This window comes from Falsiroseomonas ponticola, assembly GCF_016805305.1.
In the GTDB taxonomy this organism is placed as follows: Bacteria; Pseudomonadota; Alphaproteobacteria; order Acetobacterales; family Acetobacteraceae; genus Falsiroseomonas; species Falsiroseomonas ponticola.
The window spans coordinates 13,320-31,538 of record NZ_JAERQN010000012.1; the positions used below are offsets into that span (position 1 = coordinate 13,320).

The following is an 18,219-nucleotide window of genomic DNA, read 5'->3' on the forward strand; positions in this document are numbered from 1 at the left end:
GAGCTTCCTACCGTGTCCCCCGGCACAGGGGGACACGGCATGGGCACGCGCAGCATCCGCATCATCATGGATGGCGTCACGGGGCGGCTTGGCACAAACCAGCACCTCGGGCGATCCGTGATGGCGATCCGGCGCGATGGCGGGCTGGCGCTGGCGGATGGCACCAGGCTGATGCCGGAACCGGTGCTGCTGGGCCGCAATGCGGAGAAGCTGGCGGCGCTGGCGGCAACGCATGGCGGGCTGGCCTGGAGCACGGATCGCGACGCCTGCCTGGCTGATCCCGCCAACGCGATCTACTTCGACGTCAGCGCCACCGGCGGCCGGCACCAGCGCGCCATGGCGGCGATCCGCGCGGGCAAGCATGTCTATCTGGAGAAGCCCGTCGCTTCCTCCGTCGAGGAGGCGCTGGAGATCACGCGCGCGGCCGATGCGGCGGGCGTGAAGCATGGCGTGGTGCAGGACAAGATCCATCTGCCCGGCTTCATGAAGCTGAAGAGCGTGATCGAGACCGGCATGCTGGGGCGCGTGCTGTCGGCGCGGCTCGACTTCGGTTGGTGGATCTTCGATGGGGTGCTGCATCCCGCGCAGCGGTCGAGCTGGAACTACAAGCGGGCGGAGGGCGGGGGCCTCGTCCTCGATATGTTTCCGCACTGGCGCTACATCGTCGAGCACCTGCTGGGGCCGATCCGCGGCGTGTCCTGCCGCATCGCGACGCGGGTGCCGGAGCGGCGCGACGAGAAGGGGCGGCCCTACGCCGTGGATGTGGAGGACGAGGCCTTCGGGACCTTCGAACTGGAAGGCGGCGTGCTGGTGCAGGTCAGTTCCTCCTGGGCCACGCGGGTGAAGGGGGAGGACATGCTGACGGTGAAGGTGGACGGCACCATGGGCTCCGCCACCTGTTCGCTGCACCGCGCGCATGTGCAGCCGCTGGCAACCACGCCGAAGCCGCGCTGGGACGTGGATGCGCTGGTGGACAACCGTCATGCCGAGCACTGGCAGGAAGTGCCGGACATGGGCCCTTATGCAAACAGCTACCGGCGGGGGTGGGAGATGTTCCTGCGCCACGTGGCGGAGGATGCGCCCTTCCCGTCTCCGCTGCTGGCCGGCGCGAAGGGGTTGCAACTGATCGATGCCTGTTATCGCAGCGATCGCGAAAGGCGCTGGATCGATGTGCCACCGTTGACGGCGTGATCGGCGATTGACCGCGCTGGTGGGCGGCTTACGATCCCCGGCAACGGAGGCACAATGAAGCTGGGCGCCCTGATCGACCACCATGGCCACCTGGCGCCGCGCGATGCGCTGGCGGAAGCGATGGGCCGCCACTTCATGCCCTTCCCGAAGGATCCCCCACCGCTGCTGTTCGACGTGGACGGCAACCATGCGCAGATGGAGGCGCAAGGGATCGTGAGCCGCATCGTCTCCGTCCCGCCGATCCTCTACCTCTATGAGTTGCCGGCGGAGGAGCAGGCGCGGCGCATCGCCGCGATGAATGACTGGCTGGCAAAGACCGTGGCCGGCACGCGGATGACGGCGATGATGGTGCTGCCGCTGGGCGACACCGCGGCGACGCTGGCGGAGATCGCGCGCTGCCGCAGCCTGCATGGCACGGCGGATTTCGCGATCGGCACTCATGTGCATGGCGTGGACCTCGACAAGGCCGTGCAGGCGGAGGTGTGGGCGGCGCTGGCGGAGGGCGGTGGCCTGGTGATGATCCATCCCTGGCAGGTGCGGGATGGGGCGCGGCTGAACGACCTGAAGCTCGGCAATCCGCTGGGCAATCCCTTCGAGACGACGGTCGCGGCGGGGCGATTGATCGAGGCGGGGACGCTGATGACGCATCCATCGCTGCGCGTGATGCTGGCGCATGGCGGTGGCACCCTGCCCTTCATCCTGGGCCGGATGGATCGGGCATGGGAGGCTGCCGCGCATGGCCGCGCGCCGGAACGGCCTTCGCTGGCGGCGAAGCGGTTCCTCTACGATACCGTGCTGTTCGAGGCCGCGCCGCTGCGGTTCCTGGCCGGCATGGTCGGGGCGGATCGCATCATCTTCGGCACCGACAGCCCCTTCGACATGAGCCTGCAGGACCCCGCCGGATTGCTGGCGGAAGCGGGGCTGGCGCGATGAAGGCGGTGCGGCGCTGGGCGGGCGGCCAGGGCGCCGCGGTGCTGACGCTGGCGGCGCTGCTGGCGATCTGGGAAGCGGCCGTGGTCGGGCTCGACATCCCGCGCTTCCTGCTGCCGGCGCCGAGCGACGTGGTGGCGGAATTCATCAAGGACCACAAGCTGATCTTCGGCCACGCCATCCAGACGGTATGGGGAATCCTGGCGGGCTATGCCGCGGCCGTCCTCTTCGCGCTGGCGGCGAGCATGGCGATGATCCGCTGGCCACTGGTGGAACGGATGATCATGCCGATCTTCGTTGCCAGCCAGTCCGTGCCGAAGATCGCGATCGCGCCGTTGATCCTGCTGTGGATCGGCGCGGGGGCGGGATCGAAGATCCTCGTCGTGGCCTCCATCGCCTTCTTCCCCGTGGTGATCAACACCATGGCGGGGTTCAAGCAGGTGGACCAGGGGCTGATGGACGTGTTCCGCAGCGTGGATGCGACCAGCCGGCAGACCTTCCTGCGGCTGCGCCTGCCCTATGCGGTGCCCTACATCTTCGCGGGGCTGCGCATCGCGACGACGCTCGCGGTGCTGGGTGCGATCGTGGCGGAATGGTTGGCCGCGACGGATGGCATCGGCTACCTGGTGCTGTCCGGCAGCTTCAACTTCAACACCGCGCGCAGCTTCGCCGCCATCATCCTGCTGGCCGTCATCGGCATGAGCTTCTTCGGCGCCATGGGCGCGATGGAACGCGCGCTGTCGTGGCGCAGGCCCTCGGAAGAGGCGACACGGGTCCAGGCTTGAACACGGGAGAGAACACGATGAGCGGTATCGGACGACGCAGCTTCGTGGCTCTCGGCGCGCTGGCCGGGCCCATCCCCATCGGGCTGCGGCCCGCGCGGGCCCAGGGGCGCTTGCAGGACGCGATCCTGCGGCTGAACTTCACGCCCTGGGGCATGCACGCGCAGTACTATGCCGGGCTCAAGCAGAACATCTATCGCAGCGAGGGCATCAACCTCGAGATCCGCCCGGCGGCGGCGGGGCAGCAGAACGAGGTCTTCATCGCGGCGGGGCGGGAGCAGTTCCTGGTCGCGAATGCGGATGGCTACATCAAGTCCCGCGCCGCGGGGCTGCCCGTCGTGGCCGTGATGGCGGACCAGCCGGACAATCCCTTCTCCGTCTTCTCGCTGAAGACCAGCAACATCACGAAGCCCGCCGACATGCGCGGCAAGAAGATCACCTGGTTCCAGAGCCAGGTGCGCGGGCTGCTGGACCCGCTGCTGGCCTCCGGCGGGCTGACGCGGAACGACATCACCTTCCTGACTGTCAGCCGCGGCGCGGAGGTGCAGATCGTGGCCGCGGGTCAGGCCGAATGCGGCTTCGGCTTCAGCTACGGCCAGCCGCTGACGCTGGAGGATCGGGGTTTCCCCTGCAACGTGATGGCGCTGAAGGATTACGGCGTGAAGTTCGCGGGCACCCAGATCGTGGCGAATGAGCGGGAGGCGCAGCGCGGCGACCTGACGGAGCGCTTCATCCGCGCGACCATGAAGTCCCTGATCTGGACGCGGGACAACATGGAGACCGCGATGAACTACGTCGTGGAAGTCGCACCCGACCGCAGCCATGCGCTGGAGGTGCGGAAGCTGCGAATCATCTACGACCTCTACCGCAGCCCCGACTTCAGCCAGCGCTTCGGCCGGTTCGAGGAGAGCAAGTGGGAGAGCTCCATCAACTACCTGATGGAGGGCGGCGATCTCCAGCGCCGTCCCACGGCGCGGGAGCTCTACACGAACGACTTCGTGGACCGCATCCCGGAGGCGCTGCGGCTTTCCTCGCTGGTGCATGGAAGGGCGGCGAGCTGAGCGTGGACGTGGTAACAGGCCTGCGGGGCTTCGCGGGGCCGGCGGGCACGGAGGATGCGCCGCCCTTCATCGCGGTGGAGGGCGTGCAGGTTGTCTATGGCGCCGGCGGCACGGAGGCCGTGCAGGCGCTGAGCGACATCCATTTGGCGGTGCCGGAAGGCGCCTTCGTGTCGCTGGTGGGCCCCTCGGGCTGCGGGAAATCGACGCTGCTCAAGGCGGTGGGGGATCTGCTGGCGCCGACGGCGGGGCGCATCACCATCGGCGGCACGCCGGCGGCGGAGCTGCGGCGCCAGGGGCGCATCGGGACGGTGTTCCAGGCACCGAACCTGATGCCGTGGCTGCGGATCGAGGACAATGTGCGGCTGCTCTACCGGATCGTGGCGGAGAAGGCGCCGCGCGCGGGGCTGGTGGAGCCGGACGTCCCTGCCCTGCTCAAGCTCGTGGGGCTGGACGGGTTCGGGGGGAAGCGGCCGGCGCAGCTTTCCGGCGGCATGCAGTCCCGCGCGGCCCTCGCGCGGGCGCTCGCGTTGGACCCGACCGTGCTGCTGATGGACGAGCCCTTCGCCGCGCTGGACGAGATCACGCGCGACCGCATGGGGATCGAGCTGATGCGCATCCATGCGCAGTTCCGCAAGACGGTGCTGTTCGTGACGCATTCGCTGGCGGAAGCGGCCTTCCTGTCCGACGCCATCGTGCTGATGACGCCGCGGCCGGGCCGCATCGCGCGCATCATCCCCGTGCCGCTGCCGCGGCCGCGCGTGCCGGAGATGCGGCTGACCGACGAATTCGCGGCGCTGGTCGCGGAGTTGAACCGGGACCTGTATCGGATGATGGCATGACGCATCCCGTGCTGACGTCGGCGGCGATGGAGCGCGCGGCGCTGCTGCTGGTGGACATGAACCGCAGCCACCTCGACCACGAGATCGGGCATCTGCTGGTGGCGAAGCCGGATGCGGACCGGATCATCCGGGCGGCGGTCAAGGTGCGGGAGGCCTGGGCGGCGGCGAGGCGGCCGGTGATCTTCGTGCGCACGCATCACCGCTGGAACAGCGACACGGGCGAGGTAATCGACAACCGCAACCCCTTCTGGATGGCGCAGCACAAGGCCCCTATCCCGGGCCTCGCCAAGCCGCGCAAGACGCTGGCGGTGGAGGGCGCGGCGGTGACGGAGGTGGTGCCGCAGCTGGCGCCCCGGCCGGGGGAGCACACGGTCTTCAAGCATCGGTACAGCCCCTTCCACAACACGGATCTGGAGCTGCTGCTGAAGAACCTCGGCACGGAAACGCTGGTGATCGGCGGCGTGAACACCAACAACTGCGTGCTCTGCACCTGCTTCGAGGCCTTCAACCGCGACTTCCGCGTGGTGCTGATGCCGGATGTCTGCGCCAGCATGAACGGGGCGGACTATCACGACGCCTCCCTGAAGCTGATCGAGGCGGCGCTGGGCTGGCTGGTGCCCTCCGCCGATGTGATTGCCGCCTGTGGCGCCGGAGGAACGGCCTGATGGATTTCGACCTGCTGCTGCGGAACGCGCGCCTGCCGGGGATGGCGAAGGATGCACCCGCCGTCGATGTGGGCGTCGTCGCTGGCCGCATCGCCGCCATCGCGCCAGGGCTGCCAGGCGCGGCGAAGGACAGCGCGGATGCAGGCGGTAGGCTCGTCTGTGCGGGCTTCGTCGAGACACATATCCACCTCGACAAATCCTGCATCCTGGAACGCTGCCGCTGCGAGACCAGGCGCTTTCCGCACGAGGCCATGCAGATGGTCTCGGAGGTCAAGCACAGCTTCAGCGTGGAGGATGTGACGCGCCGCGCCAGCGGCACGCTGGAGAAATGCATCAGCCACGGCACGATGCGCATGCGCACCCATGCGGAGGTCGATCCCAAGGTCGGGCTGCGCGGGTTCCAGGGGGTGAAGGCGCTGGTGGATGCCTATGCCTGGGCCATGGATATCGAGATCTGCGTGATGCCGCAGGAGGGGATGCTCAACAATCCCGGTACCGAGGAGCTGATGATCGAGGCGCTGAGGACCGGCGCACGCGTCATCGGCGCGGCGCCGAACTTCGACAGCGATCGCCATGGACAGATCCGGCGGGTCTTCGAGATCGCGCGGGAATTCGATGTCGATATCGACATGCATCTCGACAGCGGGCATGTCCCGGATGACTTGGACACGCGGCTGGTCTGCGAGCTGGCGGACCAGTATGGCTGGGGCGGGCGGGTCGCAGTCGGGCATGTGACGAAGCTTGCGCACCTCACCCTGCCCGCCTTCGACGACATCGCGAAGCGCATGGCGGATTCGGGCGTGGCGCTGACGGTGCTGCCGGCGACGGACCTCTACCTGATGGCGCGGGCCTTCGACCATGCGGTGCCGCGCGGCGTGGTGGATGCGACCAGGCTGGTGGCGCAGGGCGTCACCTGTTCGCTGGCCTCCAACAACATCCTCAATCCCTTCACGCCCTTCGGCGATGGGCAGTTGCTGCGGCAGGCCAACATGTTCGCGAATGTGGTGCAGCAGGGCGCCGACCGGGAAGTGGCGGCGGCCTGGGGCATGGTGACGGATGGGGCGGCGAAGCTGATCCGGAACAAGGATTATGGCGTTGCCATCGGCAATCCCGCCGACCTCGTCGTGCTGGACGCGCCGGACGAGATCGCGGCGCTGCGGCAGCTGTCACCGACGCTGATGGGCTTCAAGCGCGGGCGGCGGACCTTCACCCGCCAGCCCGTCGAGTTGCACAAGCCGCACTGATCAGCGCGCGGCGGCGCCGGAGACCTCCACGGCGCGGCGCCACTTCGCGAGTTCGGCGCGGTGGATGGTGGCGGCTTCCTCGGCCGTCGTGCCGGTGACGGTCGCGCCGAGTTCGGCGAGGCGCGCACGGATGGCGGGTTTCGCCAGCGAGATCCGGGTTTCCGCTGACAGCTTCTCAATGACGGCGGGTGGCGTGCCGGCGGGGGCAAAGAACATCACCCAGGCGCCGGCATCGAAGCCGGGCACGGTTTCCGACACCGCGGGCACGTCCGGCAGCAGGTGGGACCGCGTCGCACCCGTGACGGCGATTGCGCGGACCTTGTTCTCGGCCAGGAAGGGCGGAAGGGTCAGGATGCCTTCCACGCACATCTGCACGTCGTTGGAGAGGATGGCCTGAAGGGTGACGAGGCCGCCGCGATACGGGACGTGTGTGGCCTCCAGCCCCGTTGCGGCGCGCAGCATCTCCATCGCCAGATGGTTCGTCGCGCCGATGCCGGAGGAGGCGTAGTTCAGGCGGCCGGGGTTCGCCTTGGAATAGGCGACGAGTTCGGCCAACGTGCGCGCCGGCAGGCTGGGCGCGATCACCAACACCTGCGGGAAGGTGACGAGATGCGTGACCGCGGCGAAGTCGCGCGACACGTCGAAGGGCAGGTTCGGCATCATCGCGGGGTTGATCGCCATGTTGCCGGGGGAGCCGACGAGGAAGGTATCGCCATCGGGCCGCGCCCGTGCCGCGGCTTCCGTGCCGATGGCGCCGCCGGCACCGGTGCGGCTTTCCACGATGAAGGGCTGGCCGAGGCGCTCCGCGAGGTCCTGCGCGATGAGGCGGGCGACGACATCGACGGCGGAGCCTGGCGTGAAGGGGAAGATGAAGCGCACGGGGCCGCGCGGCCAGGCGGGTTGCGCGGATGCGGCGCTGGTGATGCCGAGGGTGGCAGCAAGACTTGCCAGGGCGCGACGGCCCAGCGTGATCGTGGCCATGTGACGTTTCCTCCTGTTCAGGACAGCCTGGAACAGGGTGTGTCGGCAGAGCAAGGGGCCTTCCGTACGGCGCGATATGGCAGGAGACTGCGCGGCCTCTGGTCAGGGATCATCGCCTTCCATGCCGCCACGCCAGCTGAAGCTCGCCGCCTTCTTCAACCCGCCGGGGTCTCATGTCGCGGGGTGGCGGATGCCGGATGCGGTGCCGACCGACCTGGAGTTCGACGAGTATCTCGACGTGGTGCGGGAGGCCGAGCGCGGGGTGTTCGACATGGTGTTCTTCCAGGACAGCGCCGCGGTACCACCCGCGATCACGCTGGCCGGCAAGGACACGGAAGCGGCGGCGGGCGCGGCGCGCACGGTGCGGATCGAGCCGATGACGCTGCTCGCGGCGCTCGCGGTGACGACGACCCGTATCGGCCTGGTGGCGACAGGCACCACTTCCTACAACGAGCCGTACCACATCGCACGGCGTTTCGCGTCCATCGACCACCTCAGCAAGGGGCGCGCGGGGTGGAACCTCGTGACGTCGCAGAACGAGGACGAGGCGCAGAATTTCGGGCGGGATGCGCATCTGGATCACGCGCTGCGCTATGAGCGTGCGGCGGAGTTCCATGATGTGGTGGTCGGTCTCTGGGAAGGCTGGGACCACGACGCCTTCATCAGGGACAAGGAAAGCGGGCGGTACTTCGATCCGGCGAAGCTGCGCATCCTCCATCACGTGGGCAAGCATTTCCGGGTGCGCGGGCCGTTGAACGTCGCGCGGTCGCCTCAGGGCAGGCCGGTGATCGCGCAGGCCGGGTCCTCGGAGCCGGGAAAGGAGCTGGCGGCGCGGACGGCGGACGTGACCTTCACGGCGCAGACGTCGATGACGGAGGCACAAGCCTTCCGTGCGGATGTGCGGGAACGCGCGATGCGCCACGGCCGGTCGCCCGACGCCATCAAGATCATGCCGGGGCTCAACTATGTGCTGGCGGAGACGGAGAGCGACGCGCGGGCGCTGTATGAGCACCTGCTGTCGATGATGACGGATGAGGTGGTGATGCCGTCGATCATGCGGCTGTCGGGCGGGCTCGACCTGCGGCAATTCCCGCTGGATGGGCCGCTGCCGGAGTTGCCGCAGAGCAACGCGGCGCATGCGCGGCAGAAGATGCTGGTGGAGCTGGCGCGGCGGGAAAACCTGTCGATCCGGCAGCTGGCGCGGCGCTATGCGACCTCGAACGGACACAACGTCTTCGTCGGCACGCCGAAGGCGCTGGCCGACATGATGGAGGAGTGGTTCCAGGCGGGCGCGGCGGATGGCTTCGTGATGCTGTCGCCCTACTACCCCACGCCCATGCGGAATTTTGTCAGATGGGTTGTGCCCGAATTGCAGCGGCGGGGAATCTACCGGACGGCCTATGAGGGCACGACGCTGCGCGAGAACCTCGGGCTGGTCAGCCCGGCGCCGCCGCTCAGGTGAAGGCGCTCCAGAGGAAGGAAACGCCGGAGAAGGCGACCATCACCTCGATGAGGGCGGTGTGGATGCGGAGATGGATGCGCGCGATGAGGAAGCGCGCGACATAGGCGCCGGGGATCATGCAGAGGCCGACAAGCACGCCGCCGATGAGCAGCGGGCCGTCGATCAGATCCAGGCGGCCGTAAAGCAGCGTCTTGGCGATGTTGACGGCGGCGCCGATCACGGCATCCGTGCCGACCAGCGCGCCACCGGCCAGGCCGAGGCCGAGGAGCAGCGGCACGACGATGACGCCGCCGCCCGGCAGCGCGCCGGCGACCAGGCCGAAGAGGAAGCTGATGCCGATGACGGCGATGGGCGTCGGCACGACCTTCCGCTTGTCCAGCCATCGGCGCAGCGGGATGGAGATCAACAGGAAGCTGCCGATCAGCGCCGCCAGCGGCGCGCGCGGCAGCACATCGTAGATCAGGCCACCCACCAGCACGCCGGGCAGCGAGGGTAGCAGCACGCGCAGGATCAGGTCCGGGCGGATCTGGTCGCGATAGACCCAGGCGCGGGAGAGGTTGCCGAAGGTCATGGCCACCGCCATGACCGGCACCACGCCCTTCACGCCGACGACGGGGACGAGGAAGGGCGTGACGATCAGCCCGGCGCCGAAGCCGCTGAGCCCGCCCAGCACCGCGCCCCCGAAGGCGATGAGGCCAAGGGCGAGGAAGCCCAGCCAGCCAAGATCCTCCATCAGCCCGCCAGCACCGCCGCAACCCAGCCGGCGGCGGCGAAGAGGCGTTCATCCTCATGCCGCTCCGACACCAGTTGCAGGCCGAGCGGCAGGCCGGCGGGGCCCTTGCCGAAGGGCAGCGTGAGGCAGGGCGTGTAGAGCATCGTCCAGAGCGAGTTGAAGGTGGCGCTGCCGGTGCCGGAAAGGCCGACCGGCGCCTCGCCGGCGGCGGAGAGGGTGAGCACGGCGTCGAAGCCGGCCAGCGCATCATCGGCCCAGAGGCGCATCGCCTCCGCGCGGCGCTGCGCGTCCACATAGGCGGCGACGGGCGTGGTCTCTCCGTCGCGGATGCGGCCCTCGCCGAGTGCCTTGCTGATGAGGTGGCGGTGGCCGTGGCGTTCATGGCCGAAGTTGCGCGCGCCCTCGAAATTGGCGATGCGCTGATGGACCTTCAGCCAGCCGTCGAAGGTGGGCGACGGCAGGGTGAGGTCGGTGACGGTGGCGCCGGCGGCCTCGCAGCGGCGCGCGGCTTCCTCCAGCGCCTGCTGGGCGGCGGGTGACGCCTCGGACCATTCGGGGGTGCGGCAGAGGGCGAGGCGCGGCGCGCGGTCGAGCGGCGCGATGGGATCGTAGGGGATGCGGGTGAGGACGGCGCGGAGGCGCTGCACATCCTCCAGCGACCGGGCGCAGAGGCCGACCGTGTCGAGCGAGCCGGATTGCTGGAAGACACCGACGCGGCTGACCTCCCCAAAGCTCGGCTTGTAGCCCCAGAGGCCGCAGAAGGCCGCGGGGCGGATCATGGAGCCGGAAGTCTGCGTGCCGAGCGCCAGCGGCACCTGGCAATCCGCGACGGCGGCGGCGGAGCCGGAGGAGGAACCGCCCGGCGTGCGCGTCGGGTCGAGCGGGTTGCGCGTGGCGCCGGGATGGCGGTTGGCGAACTCCGTCGTCACGGCCTTGCCGAGGATGGTGCCGCCGGCCGCGCGGATCAGCGCGGCGACGGCGCTGTCGGCATAGGTGCGACGCCCCGCATGGATGGGGGAGTTGCACTGGGTCGGCATGTCGAAGGTCTCGATGATGTCCTTCAACGCGACGGGCACGCCGTGCAGCGGGCCGCGCGGGGCGCTGCGATCGGCGGCGCGGGCCTGGACGAGGGCCAGGTCGGGATCGAGGAAGGCCCAGGCGCCGACCTCCGCATCGCGCGCGGCGATGCGGTCGAGGCAGGCGCGGGTCAGGGCTTCCGCGGTCAGGGTGCCGGCGGCGATGGCATCGGCGGCGGCGCTGGCGGTGAGGGTGGCGGGATCGATGGTGAGGGACATGGGCGTGATCCTCAGCCGGCCAGGATGCGTTCGGCCCAGGCGGCGACGGCGAGGAGCCGATCGTCGTCGTGGCGGCGGGAGACCAGCTGCACGCCGACCGGCATGCCGTTCGGCCCGGTGGCGAAGGGCAGCGTGATGCAGGGCATGTGCAGGTTGGTCCAGAGGTAGTTGAAGATGGGGTTGCCCGTATGGGCGAGGCCGGAAGGGGCTTCGTCAGGGGCGCTCGGCGTCAGCAGCGCGTCGAAGCCGTGCTCGGCCATCAGCGCATCCATCAGGGCGCGGCAGCGATCGCCCTGGCGGATGGCGGCGCGGAACTGCGCGAGGGTCGAGGCCTCCCCGACATTCACGCGTTCCTCCAGCCAGTCCTGGCTGACCAGGTGGCGGGAGCGCGTGAGTTCGTCGGCGTAGTTGCGCACGGCCTCGTAGCCGCAGACCACGCGATGGGCGTCGCGCAGCGTGGCGAGGTCGGCGGGGACCTCGAACGCCGTGACGGTGGCGCCGGCTTTCTCGAGTACGCGGGCGGCGTCCTCGATGGCCTGGCGCGTCGCGGCGGACGCCAGATCCCAATGCGCGGTTCGGGCGATGGCGATGCGGGGGGCGGCGATGGCGGCGGGCGGCTCGTAGGCGATTTCCATGATGGCGGCGCGGAAGAGGGCAATATCCTCCACGGCGCGGGCCATGATGCCGACGGTGTCGTAGGCCTCCGTGTTGGTGCGGACGCCGCTGTTGCCGAAATGCTGGAAGGACGGCTTGAAGCCGACGACGCCGCAATAGGCGGCGGGGCGCAGGACGGAACCGCCGGTCTGCGTGCCGATGGCGAGCGGCACCTGGTAATCCGCGACCGCGGCGGCGGAGCCGGAGGAGGAGCCGCCAGGCGTGCGCGTGACGTCATGCGGGTTGCGCGTGGCGCCGGGCTTGCGGTTGGCGAATTCCGTCGTGACGGTCTTGCCGAGCAGCACGGCGCCGGCAGCGCGGGGGCCGGCGACCGTCGCGCCATCGCGGTTCGGGCGGTGGCCGACATAGATGGAGGAGCCGTAGCCCGCCGGCATGTCGGCGGTATCGATGATGTCCTTCACGCCGAAGGGGATGCCGTGCAGCAGGCCCGTCTCCGGCCCGGCATCGAGCGCGCGGGCGCGGGCGCGCGAGGCTTCGGGATCGAGGAAAGCCCAGGCGGCGACGGTGCCGTTACGCTGCGCGATCCGTTCGAGGCAGGCTTCCAGCAGCGTCGTCGCGGTCAGCGTGCCGGCGGCGATGGCGCGGCGGGCGGCGGCGGCGGTCAGGCGTTCCGGCGCGGTGGCGAAGGCGGCATCCATCGGGTCACTCCGGCTGGTCGTCGCGGCGGGATCAGCAAGCACGATGCCAGCGCAGCATTGCGCGGCAGGGCCGTCAAACGCCGCATGCCGGCGGCATCGCGGTGATGCCGAAGCGGGATGCTGCCTGGATCGCGGGATTCTGCCGATGGCGCGGGCATCGCCGGCACCATCCCCGCCGCCTTGCGGCAGCCGCCCTGCCGCGGCGCGCTGTGGCCCGAGGATTGCAAAGCCGTCATGGAGATCGAGCGTCAGGAGGCCGCATGACCTGCTTCACCAAGCTGCGCCGCTTCGCCACCGCGCTGCTGCTGCCCGCGCTGATGGGCATGACGACGCAAGCCGCCGCGCAGGGAACGCTGCGCGTAGCCATGACGCTGGCCGATATCCCGCTGACCGATGGGGCGCCGGACCAGGGCACGGAAGGCGTGCGGTTCAGCGGCATCACGCTCTATGACGGTCTGACGAACTGGGATCTGACGCAGGCGGAACGGCCGGCGGAGCTGCGGGCGGGCCTCGCCACCGAATGGGCGCCGCGGCCTGACGATCCCACGCGCTGGATCTTCAAGCTGCGCCAGGGCGTGCGCTTCCACGACGGGTCCGTGATGAATGCGGATGCCGTCATCTTCACCTTCGAGCGGGCGCTGAACAGCAACCATCCCGCCTATGACGTCTCCGCCCGCCGGCAGCTGCAGGCCTTCATCCCCGCGGTGAAGGCGTGGTCGAAGATCGACGACTACACCATCGAGATCGAGACCAACGGCATCGACAGCCAGCTTCCCTTCCAGATGACGCGGCTCTTCGTCGTCTCCCCCGCGCATTGGGAAGCGGTGGGGCGGGACTGGAATGCGTATCGGCGCAATCCGTCCGGCACCGGGCCGTGGCGGATGGATGCGCTGGTGCCGCGGCAGCGGATGGAGCTGGTGCCGAACCGTGACTACTGGGATCCATCGCGCCGGCCGCGGCTGGACCGGCTGGTGCTGCTGCCCATTCCGGAAGTCTCCGCACGCACGGCGGCGCTGCTGTCGAACCGGGTGGAATGGGCGGAAAGCCCCTCCCCCGACAGCGTTCCGCGGCTGCGCCAGGCGGGGTTCAACATCTCCACCAACGCCATCCCTCATATGTGGCCCTATACGGTCAGCGTGCTGCCCGACAGCCCCTTCCACGACATTCGCGTGCGGCAGGCGGTGAATCTGGCGATCGACCGCGACGGGCTGGTGCAGGTGCTGAACGGGTTGGCGGTGCCGTCCATCGGCAACCTCACGCCGGATCATTCCTGGTTCGGCACGCCCTCCTTCCGCCCGCGCTTCGACCAGGCGGAGGCGCGGCGGCTGCTGGCAGCCGCAGGCTACGGGCCGAACCGTCGGCTGCCGCTGAAATTCATCATCTCCGCCAGCGGGTCGGGGCAGATGTATCCGCTGCTGATGAACGAGTATGTGCAGGAGAACCTCCGCCAGGTCGGCATCGACCTCGAATTGCAGGTCTTCGAGTGGGAGGCGCTGCGCGGGCGGCGGCGGGATGGCGCGCAGGGGGCGAGCAATCGCGGCGTGCATGCGCTCAACAATTCCTGGAACTCGATGGACCCCTATAACGGCCTGCTGCGCTTCTTCGGGCCGAACGAGTTGCCGCCCAACGGCACCAACTGGGGCAATATCCGGGACGAGGTGCTGGAAGGCCTGGCGGAACGCGTGAAGGGCGAGTTCGATCCGCAGCGCCAGGCCGCGCTGCTGGCGCAGATCCACACGCGCTTCGTGGACCAGGCCTACTTCATCTGGGTGGTGCATGATGTCGGCCCGCGTGCCCTGTCCCGCCGCGTGCAGGGGCATGTGCATGCCAAGTCCTGGTACGTGGATTTCTCGCCGCTGTTCCTGCGCTGAGGGCCGCGCGTGCTGCGATACCTGCTGCGGCGGCTGGCCTATGTCGCGCCCATCGCCGTCGGGGTGACGCTGATCGTCTTCCTGCTGGTGCATATTGCGCCGGGGGATCCGATCAGCGCCATCCTGCCGGATGACGCGAGCGCAGAGATGGTCGCGGAGGCGCGGCGCGAGTACGGCTTGGACAAGCCCCTGCCGGTGCAATACGGCATCTGGCTGTGGCGCGCGGCGCAGGGCGAACTGGGGACCTCCATCCGGTCCGGGCGCACGGTCGCATCCGAATTGTCGATGGCGGTCGGTAACACCTTCATCCTCGCGGTGGCCGCGGGGCTGCTCGCCTGCGTGCTGGGCGTGGCGCTGGGCCTGGTGGCGGGGCTGGCGCGGGACCGGATCGGCGATCACCTGACCAGCCTCTTCACCCTCGCCGGCGTCAGCCTACCGCATTACTGGGTGGCGATCCTGCTGGTGATCGTCTTCGCCGTGGAGAATCCCTGGCTGCCGCCGCTCGGCATGGGGCCGGACAGCAGCGATGGCTGGCGGCCGGACTGGGCGCATCTCCAGCACCTGATCCTGCCCGCCATCGCGACGGCGCTGATCCCCATGGCGGTGATCGCGCGAACGATGCGCGCTTCCGTCATCGAGGCGCTGGACCAGGATTTCGTCACCACGCTGCATGCCAAGGGGCTGCTGCCGGGGCGCCGGCTCTGGCATGTGCTGCGCAACGCGCTGCCGACGACGCTGGCTGTGACCGGGCTGCAACTCGGCAACATGCTGGGGGGCTCGGTGCTGGTGGAGACGGTCTTCGCCTGGCCGGGCACGGGTTTTCTCCTCGCCAACGCCATCTTCCAGCGGGACCTGCCGGTGTTGCAGGGCACGATGCTGGTGCTGTCGCTGTTCTTCGTGGTGCTCAACCTGGCGGTGGATCTGCTGCAAAGCTGGGCCGATCCACGGATACGGCGGGCATGAGCGCGACCGTCGCCGTGCCGGCCAGGGCGCAGGGCACGGGGTATTGGGGCGGCGTCGCCCGGCGCTTCCTCCGCCAGCCGCTCGCGGTGGCGGCGACGCTGGTGCTGCTGGTGGTGATCCTGGCTGCCATCGGCGCCGACTGGATCGCGCCGGCCGATCCCTTCCAGACCAGCGTGGCGCGACGGCTTGCCGCCATCGGCACGCCGGGGCGGCCGCTGGGCGGTGACGAACTCGGGCGGGACATGCTCTCGCGCCTCATCCATGGCGGGCGCGTCTCGCTGGCCATGGCGATCGTGCCGGTGGCGGTGGCGCTGGTGATCGGCGGCTTCCTCGGCGTGCTCGCGGGCTATGCTGGCGGCGCGGTGAACATGGCCATCATGCGGGTGATGGATGTGTTCTATGCCTATCCCTCCATCCTGCTGGCGGTCGCCATCGCCGGCGCGCTGGGTCCCGGGATGCTGAACGGGATGGTGGCGCTGACGCTGGTCTTCGTCGCGCCCATCGCGCGCGTGGCGGAGAGCGTGACGACGCAGGTGCGGGCGAATGACTATGTCGTGGCCGCGCGGCTGTCCGGCGCGCCGACCTGGATGATCCTGCGGCGCCATGTGCTGAACAATGTCGCGGGGCCGGTGCTGGTCTTCGCCGCCAGCCAGGTGAGCGTCTCCATCATCGCGGCCTCGGGGCTCAGCTTCCTCGGGCTTGGCGTGTCGCCGCCGCAGGCGGATTGGGGGCTCATGCTCTCCGCCCTGCGGCAGGCGCTGTATGTGAATCCCTGGGTGGCGGCGCTGCCGGGGGCGGCGATCTTTCTCTGCTCAATGGCGGTGAACATCGTGAGCGACGGCATCCGTCGCGCCATGGAGCTGCGGCGATGATGGCGCCCCTCCCCTCCCTGCCCGATCGCGGCGGGCCGGCGCAGCCCATGCTGACGGTCAGCGGGTTGCGGCGCTGGTTCCGGCTGGACCGGCGGCGCGTGATCCGCGCGGTCGATGGGCTCGACTTCAGCGTGGCCAAGGGAGCCACGCTCGGCATCGTGGGCGAGAGCGGCTGCGGGAAATCGACCGCGGCCAAGCTGGTGGCGGGGATCGAGGCCGCCGATGCCGGTGAGGTGGTGCTGGATGGGGAGGTCTTCTGGGCCCGCGGCGCGCGGATCGGCGCGGAGGCACGGCGCGCGGTGCAGATGGTGTTCCAGGACAGCCATTCCTCGCTGAACCCGCGCATGACCGCCGCCGAGAGCATCGCCTTCGGGCCGGAAGCGCATGGCGTGAAGCCGGCCGTGGCGCGGGCCTATGCGCTCGAATTGCTGGAAGCGGTGGGGCTGCCGCCCGACCGTTTCGCGGATCGCTCCCCCCTGGCGCTGTCCGGCGGCCAGCGCCAGCGCGTGAACATCGCGCGCGCGCTGGCGCTGCGCCCGCGGGTGCTGCTGCTGGATGAGCCGGTCTCCGCGCTGGACAAGTCGGTGGAGGCGCAGGTGCTGAACCTGCTGGTGCGGCTGCGGGCGCAGCTCGACCTCACCTATATCTTCATCAGCCATGACCTGTCCGTGGTGCGCTACGTCGCGGATGAGGTGGCGGTGATGTATCTCGGCCAGGTGGTGGAGCAGGCGCCGGCCGCGACCATCTTCGCGCAGCCGCTGCACCCCTATACGCGGGCGCTCTTCGCCTCCAAGCCCTCGGTCGATCCGCGCCGGCGTATCGCGGCGCCGCCGATCCTGGGCGATCCGCCGGACCCGGTGGACCCGCCCTCCGGCTGCCGGTTCCGGACGCGCTGCGGCTTCGCGGAGGCGCTCTGCGCCACCAGCACGCCGCCGCTGGGCGCGGTGGCGCCGGGGCATCGCGTGGCGTGCTGGATGACGGTGCCGCGCAGCGGGCACAGCAAGGCCGGGGCCGCGGCATGAGTGTGGCGCTGGAGGTCAGCGGGCTGGAAGTGGCGTATCGCGCGGCGCGCGGCTTCGTGCCGGTGGTGCGCGGCGTCGATCTCTCGCTGGCGAAGGGGCGCGTGCTGGCGCTGCTGGGGGAGTCGGGCTCGGGCAAATCCGTCACGCTGCGCAGCGTGGTGGGGCTGACGGCGCGGGAGGGGGCGCGGGTTTCGGGCAGCGTGCGCGTGCTGGGACAGGATGTGCTGGCGATGGATGCGCGCCGGCAGCTCGATCTGCGCGGCAGCCAGGTGGGCTTCGTGTTCCAGGAACCGATGACCGCGCTGGACCCGGTGTTCCGCGTGGGCGACCAGATCGCGGAGGTGCTGGTCCGCCACCGCGGGGCGACATGGGCGGAGGGGATGGCGCGGGCGCGGGCGCTGTTCGACCTGGTGCAGATTCCCGCCGCGGCGCAGCGGCTGCGCGCCTATCCGTCCGAATTGTCGGGGGGCCTCCGGCAGCGCGCGATGATCGCCATCGCGCTGGCCTGCGAGCCGCCCCTGCTGCTGGCGGATGAGCCGACCACGGCGCTGGATGCGACGGTGCAGATCCAGGTGCTGCTGCTGCTGCGCGACCTGCAGAAGCAACTCGGCACGGCGGTGGTCTTCGTGACGCATGACCTGGGCGTCGCCGCCGAGATCGCCGATGAGGTGGCGGTGATGTATGCCGGCCGCATCGTGGAACGTGGCAGCGCGGAGCAGGTGCTACTGGCGCCGGAACATCCCTATACGCGGGCTCTGCTGGGCTGCGTGGTGCGGGGCGGCTATGCGGAGGCGCCGCTGGTGGAGCTGGCCGGCAGCCCGCCTGACCTGGCACGGCTGCCGCCGGGGTGCAGCTTCGCGCCGCGCTGCGCGGCAGCCTTCGCGCCCTGCGGGGTGGAGGAGCCGGGCGAGCGCGAGCGGGAGGCGGGACATCGGGCGCGCTGCCATCTGGGCGGCACCGCAATCCCCCAGCCCATCCCTGCCCCGTAAGCACGG

17 protein-coding genes are annotated in these 18,219 nt (G+C 69.9%); 13 read left to right on the forward strand and 4 right to left on the reverse strand.

Going from position 1 to position 18,219, the window contains the following annotated elements; all coding sequences use genetic code 11:
* The first annotated feature begins 39 nt into the window (after nt 1-39).
* From JJI54_RS26305 to JJI54_RS26335, 7 genes are read left to right on the forward strand one after another with little or no spacing between them, the layout of a single operon-like run.
* Entirely contained in the window at nt 40-1,191 is a 1,152-nt protein-coding gene (locus JJI54_RS26305; protein WP_203076396.1) for a Gfo/Idh/MocA family protein, read from the forward strand.
* Nucleotides 1,192-1,245: 54 nt separating this feature from the next.
* A complete protein-coding gene (locus JJI54_RS26310) occupies nt 1,246-2,124 on the forward strand; it encodes an amidohydrolase family protein (protein ID WP_203076397.1) in 879 nt (292 codons plus the stop codon).
* On the forward strand, nt 2,121-2,906 hold the full coding sequence (locus JJI54_RS26315; RefSeq protein WP_203076398.1) for an ABC transporter permease: 786 nt from the start codon (nt 2,121-2,123) through the stop codon (nt 2,904-2,906). Before JJI54_RS26310 ends, JJI54_RS26315 begins: the two co-directional genes overlap by 4 nt.
* 17 nt (nt 2,907-2,923) lie before the next feature.
* Nucleotides 2,924-3,964 carry an ABC transporter substrate-binding protein gene (locus JJI54_RS26320; RefSeq protein WP_203076399.1) on the forward strand — a complete coding sequence of 347 codons (1,041 nt, stop codon included), beginning with the start codon at nt 2,924-2,926 and terminating at the stop codon, nt 3,962-3,964.
* A gap of 2 nt (nt 3,965-3,966) precedes the next feature.
* On the forward strand, nt 3,967-4,803 hold the full coding sequence (locus tag JJI54_RS26325; RefSeq protein WP_318987588.1) for an ABC transporter ATP-binding protein: 837 nt from the start codon (nt 3,967-3,969) through the stop codon (nt 4,801-4,803).
* Entirely contained in the window at nt 4,800-5,468 is a 669-nt protein-coding gene (locus JJI54_RS26330; RefSeq protein ID WP_203076400.1) for a cysteine hydrolase family protein, read from the forward strand. The genes JJI54_RS26325 and JJI54_RS26330 overlap by 4 nt, the downstream gene beginning before the upstream one ends.
* Nucleotides 5,468-6,712: an amidohydrolase family protein gene (locus JJI54_RS26335; RefSeq protein ID WP_203076401.1), complete on the forward strand. Its 1,245-nt coding sequence runs from the start codon at nt 5,468-5,470 to the stop codon at nt 6,710-6,712. Before JJI54_RS26330 ends, JJI54_RS26335 begins: the two co-directional genes overlap by 1 nt.
* Here the strand turns inward: JJI54_RS26335 and JJI54_RS26340 are convergent, their stop codons facing one another.
* Complete coding sequence (locus JJI54_RS26340; RefSeq protein ID WP_203076402.1) at nt 6,713-7,693, reverse strand: Bug family tripartite tricarboxylate transporter substrate binding protein; 981 nt, start codon at nt 7,691-7,693, stop codon at nt 6,713-6,715.
* A 121-nt stretch (nt 7,694-7,814) separates the two neighbouring features.
* Here JJI54_RS26340 and JJI54_RS26345 point away from each other — a divergent pair, with 121 nt between their 5' ends.
* Nucleotides 7,815-9,155, forward strand: coding sequence for an LLM class flavin-dependent oxidoreductase (locus JJI54_RS26345; RefSeq protein WP_203076403.1), 1,341 nt, complete (start codon nt 7,815-7,817; stop codon nt 9,153-9,155).
* On the opposite strand, the gene JJI54_RS26350 is transcribed toward JJI54_RS26345, so the two are convergent.
* Genes JJI54_RS26350 through JJI54_RS26360 form a run of 3 tightly spaced genes read right to left on the reverse strand, consistent with a single transcriptional unit; the run spans nt 9,148 to nt 12,496 of the window.
* Nucleotides 9,148-9,888, reverse strand: a complete 741-nt coding sequence (locus JJI54_RS26350; protein ID WP_203076404.1) for a sulfite exporter TauE/SafE family protein — start codon at nt 9,886-9,888, stop codon at nt 9,148-9,150. The two genes, JJI54_RS26345 and JJI54_RS26350, sit on opposite strands and share 8 nt — an antisense overlap.
* Nucleotides 9,888-11,183: an amidase gene (locus JJI54_RS26355; protein ID WP_226382139.1), complete on the reverse strand. Its 1,296-nt coding sequence runs from the start codon at nt 11,181-11,183 to the stop codon at nt 9,888-9,890. Before JJI54_RS26355 ends, JJI54_RS26350 begins: the two co-directional genes overlap by 1 nt.
* 11 nt (nt 11,184-11,194) lie before the next feature.
* Nucleotides 11,195-12,496: an amidase gene (locus tag JJI54_RS26360; protein ID WP_203076405.1), complete on the reverse strand. Its 1,302-nt coding sequence runs from the start codon at nt 12,494-12,496 to the stop codon at nt 11,195-11,197.
* Between the two features lie 260 nt (nt 12,497-12,756).
* Here JJI54_RS26360 and JJI54_RS26365 point away from each other — a divergent pair, with 260 nt between their 5' ends.
* From JJI54_RS26365 to JJI54_RS26385, 5 genes are read left to right on the forward strand one after another with little or no spacing between them, the layout of a single operon-like run.
* Nucleotides 12,757-14,367: an ABC transporter substrate-binding protein gene (locus JJI54_RS26365; protein ID WP_203076406.1), complete on the forward strand. Its 1,611-nt coding sequence runs from the start codon at nt 12,757-12,759 to the stop codon at nt 14,365-14,367.
* Nucleotides 14,368-14,376: 9 nt separating this feature from the next.
* On the forward strand, nt 14,377-15,330 hold the full coding sequence (locus JJI54_RS26370; RefSeq protein ID WP_164693682.1) for an ABC transporter permease: 954 nt from the start codon (nt 14,377-14,379) through the stop codon (nt 15,328-15,330).
* On the forward strand, nt 15,327-16,202 hold the full coding sequence (locus JJI54_RS26375) for an ABC transporter permease (RefSeq protein ID WP_203076407.1): 876 nt from the start codon (nt 15,327-15,329) through the stop codon (nt 16,200-16,202). Before JJI54_RS26370 ends, JJI54_RS26375 begins: the two co-directional genes overlap by 4 nt.
* Nucleotides 16,199-17,224 carry an oligopeptide/dipeptide ABC transporter ATP-binding protein gene (locus JJI54_RS26380; RefSeq protein ID WP_203076408.1) on the forward strand — a complete coding sequence of 342 codons (1,026 nt, stop codon included), beginning with the start codon at nt 16,199-16,201 and terminating at the stop codon, nt 17,222-17,224. Before JJI54_RS26375 ends, JJI54_RS26380 begins: the two co-directional genes overlap by 4 nt.
* Nucleotides 17,221-18,213, forward strand: coding sequence for an ABC transporter ATP-binding protein (locus tag JJI54_RS26385; RefSeq protein ID WP_203076409.1), 993 nt, complete (start codon nt 17,221-17,223; stop codon nt 18,211-18,213). The genes JJI54_RS26380 and JJI54_RS26385 overlap by 4 nt, the downstream gene beginning before the upstream one ends.
* Nucleotides 18,214-18,219: the final 6 nt, after the last annotated feature.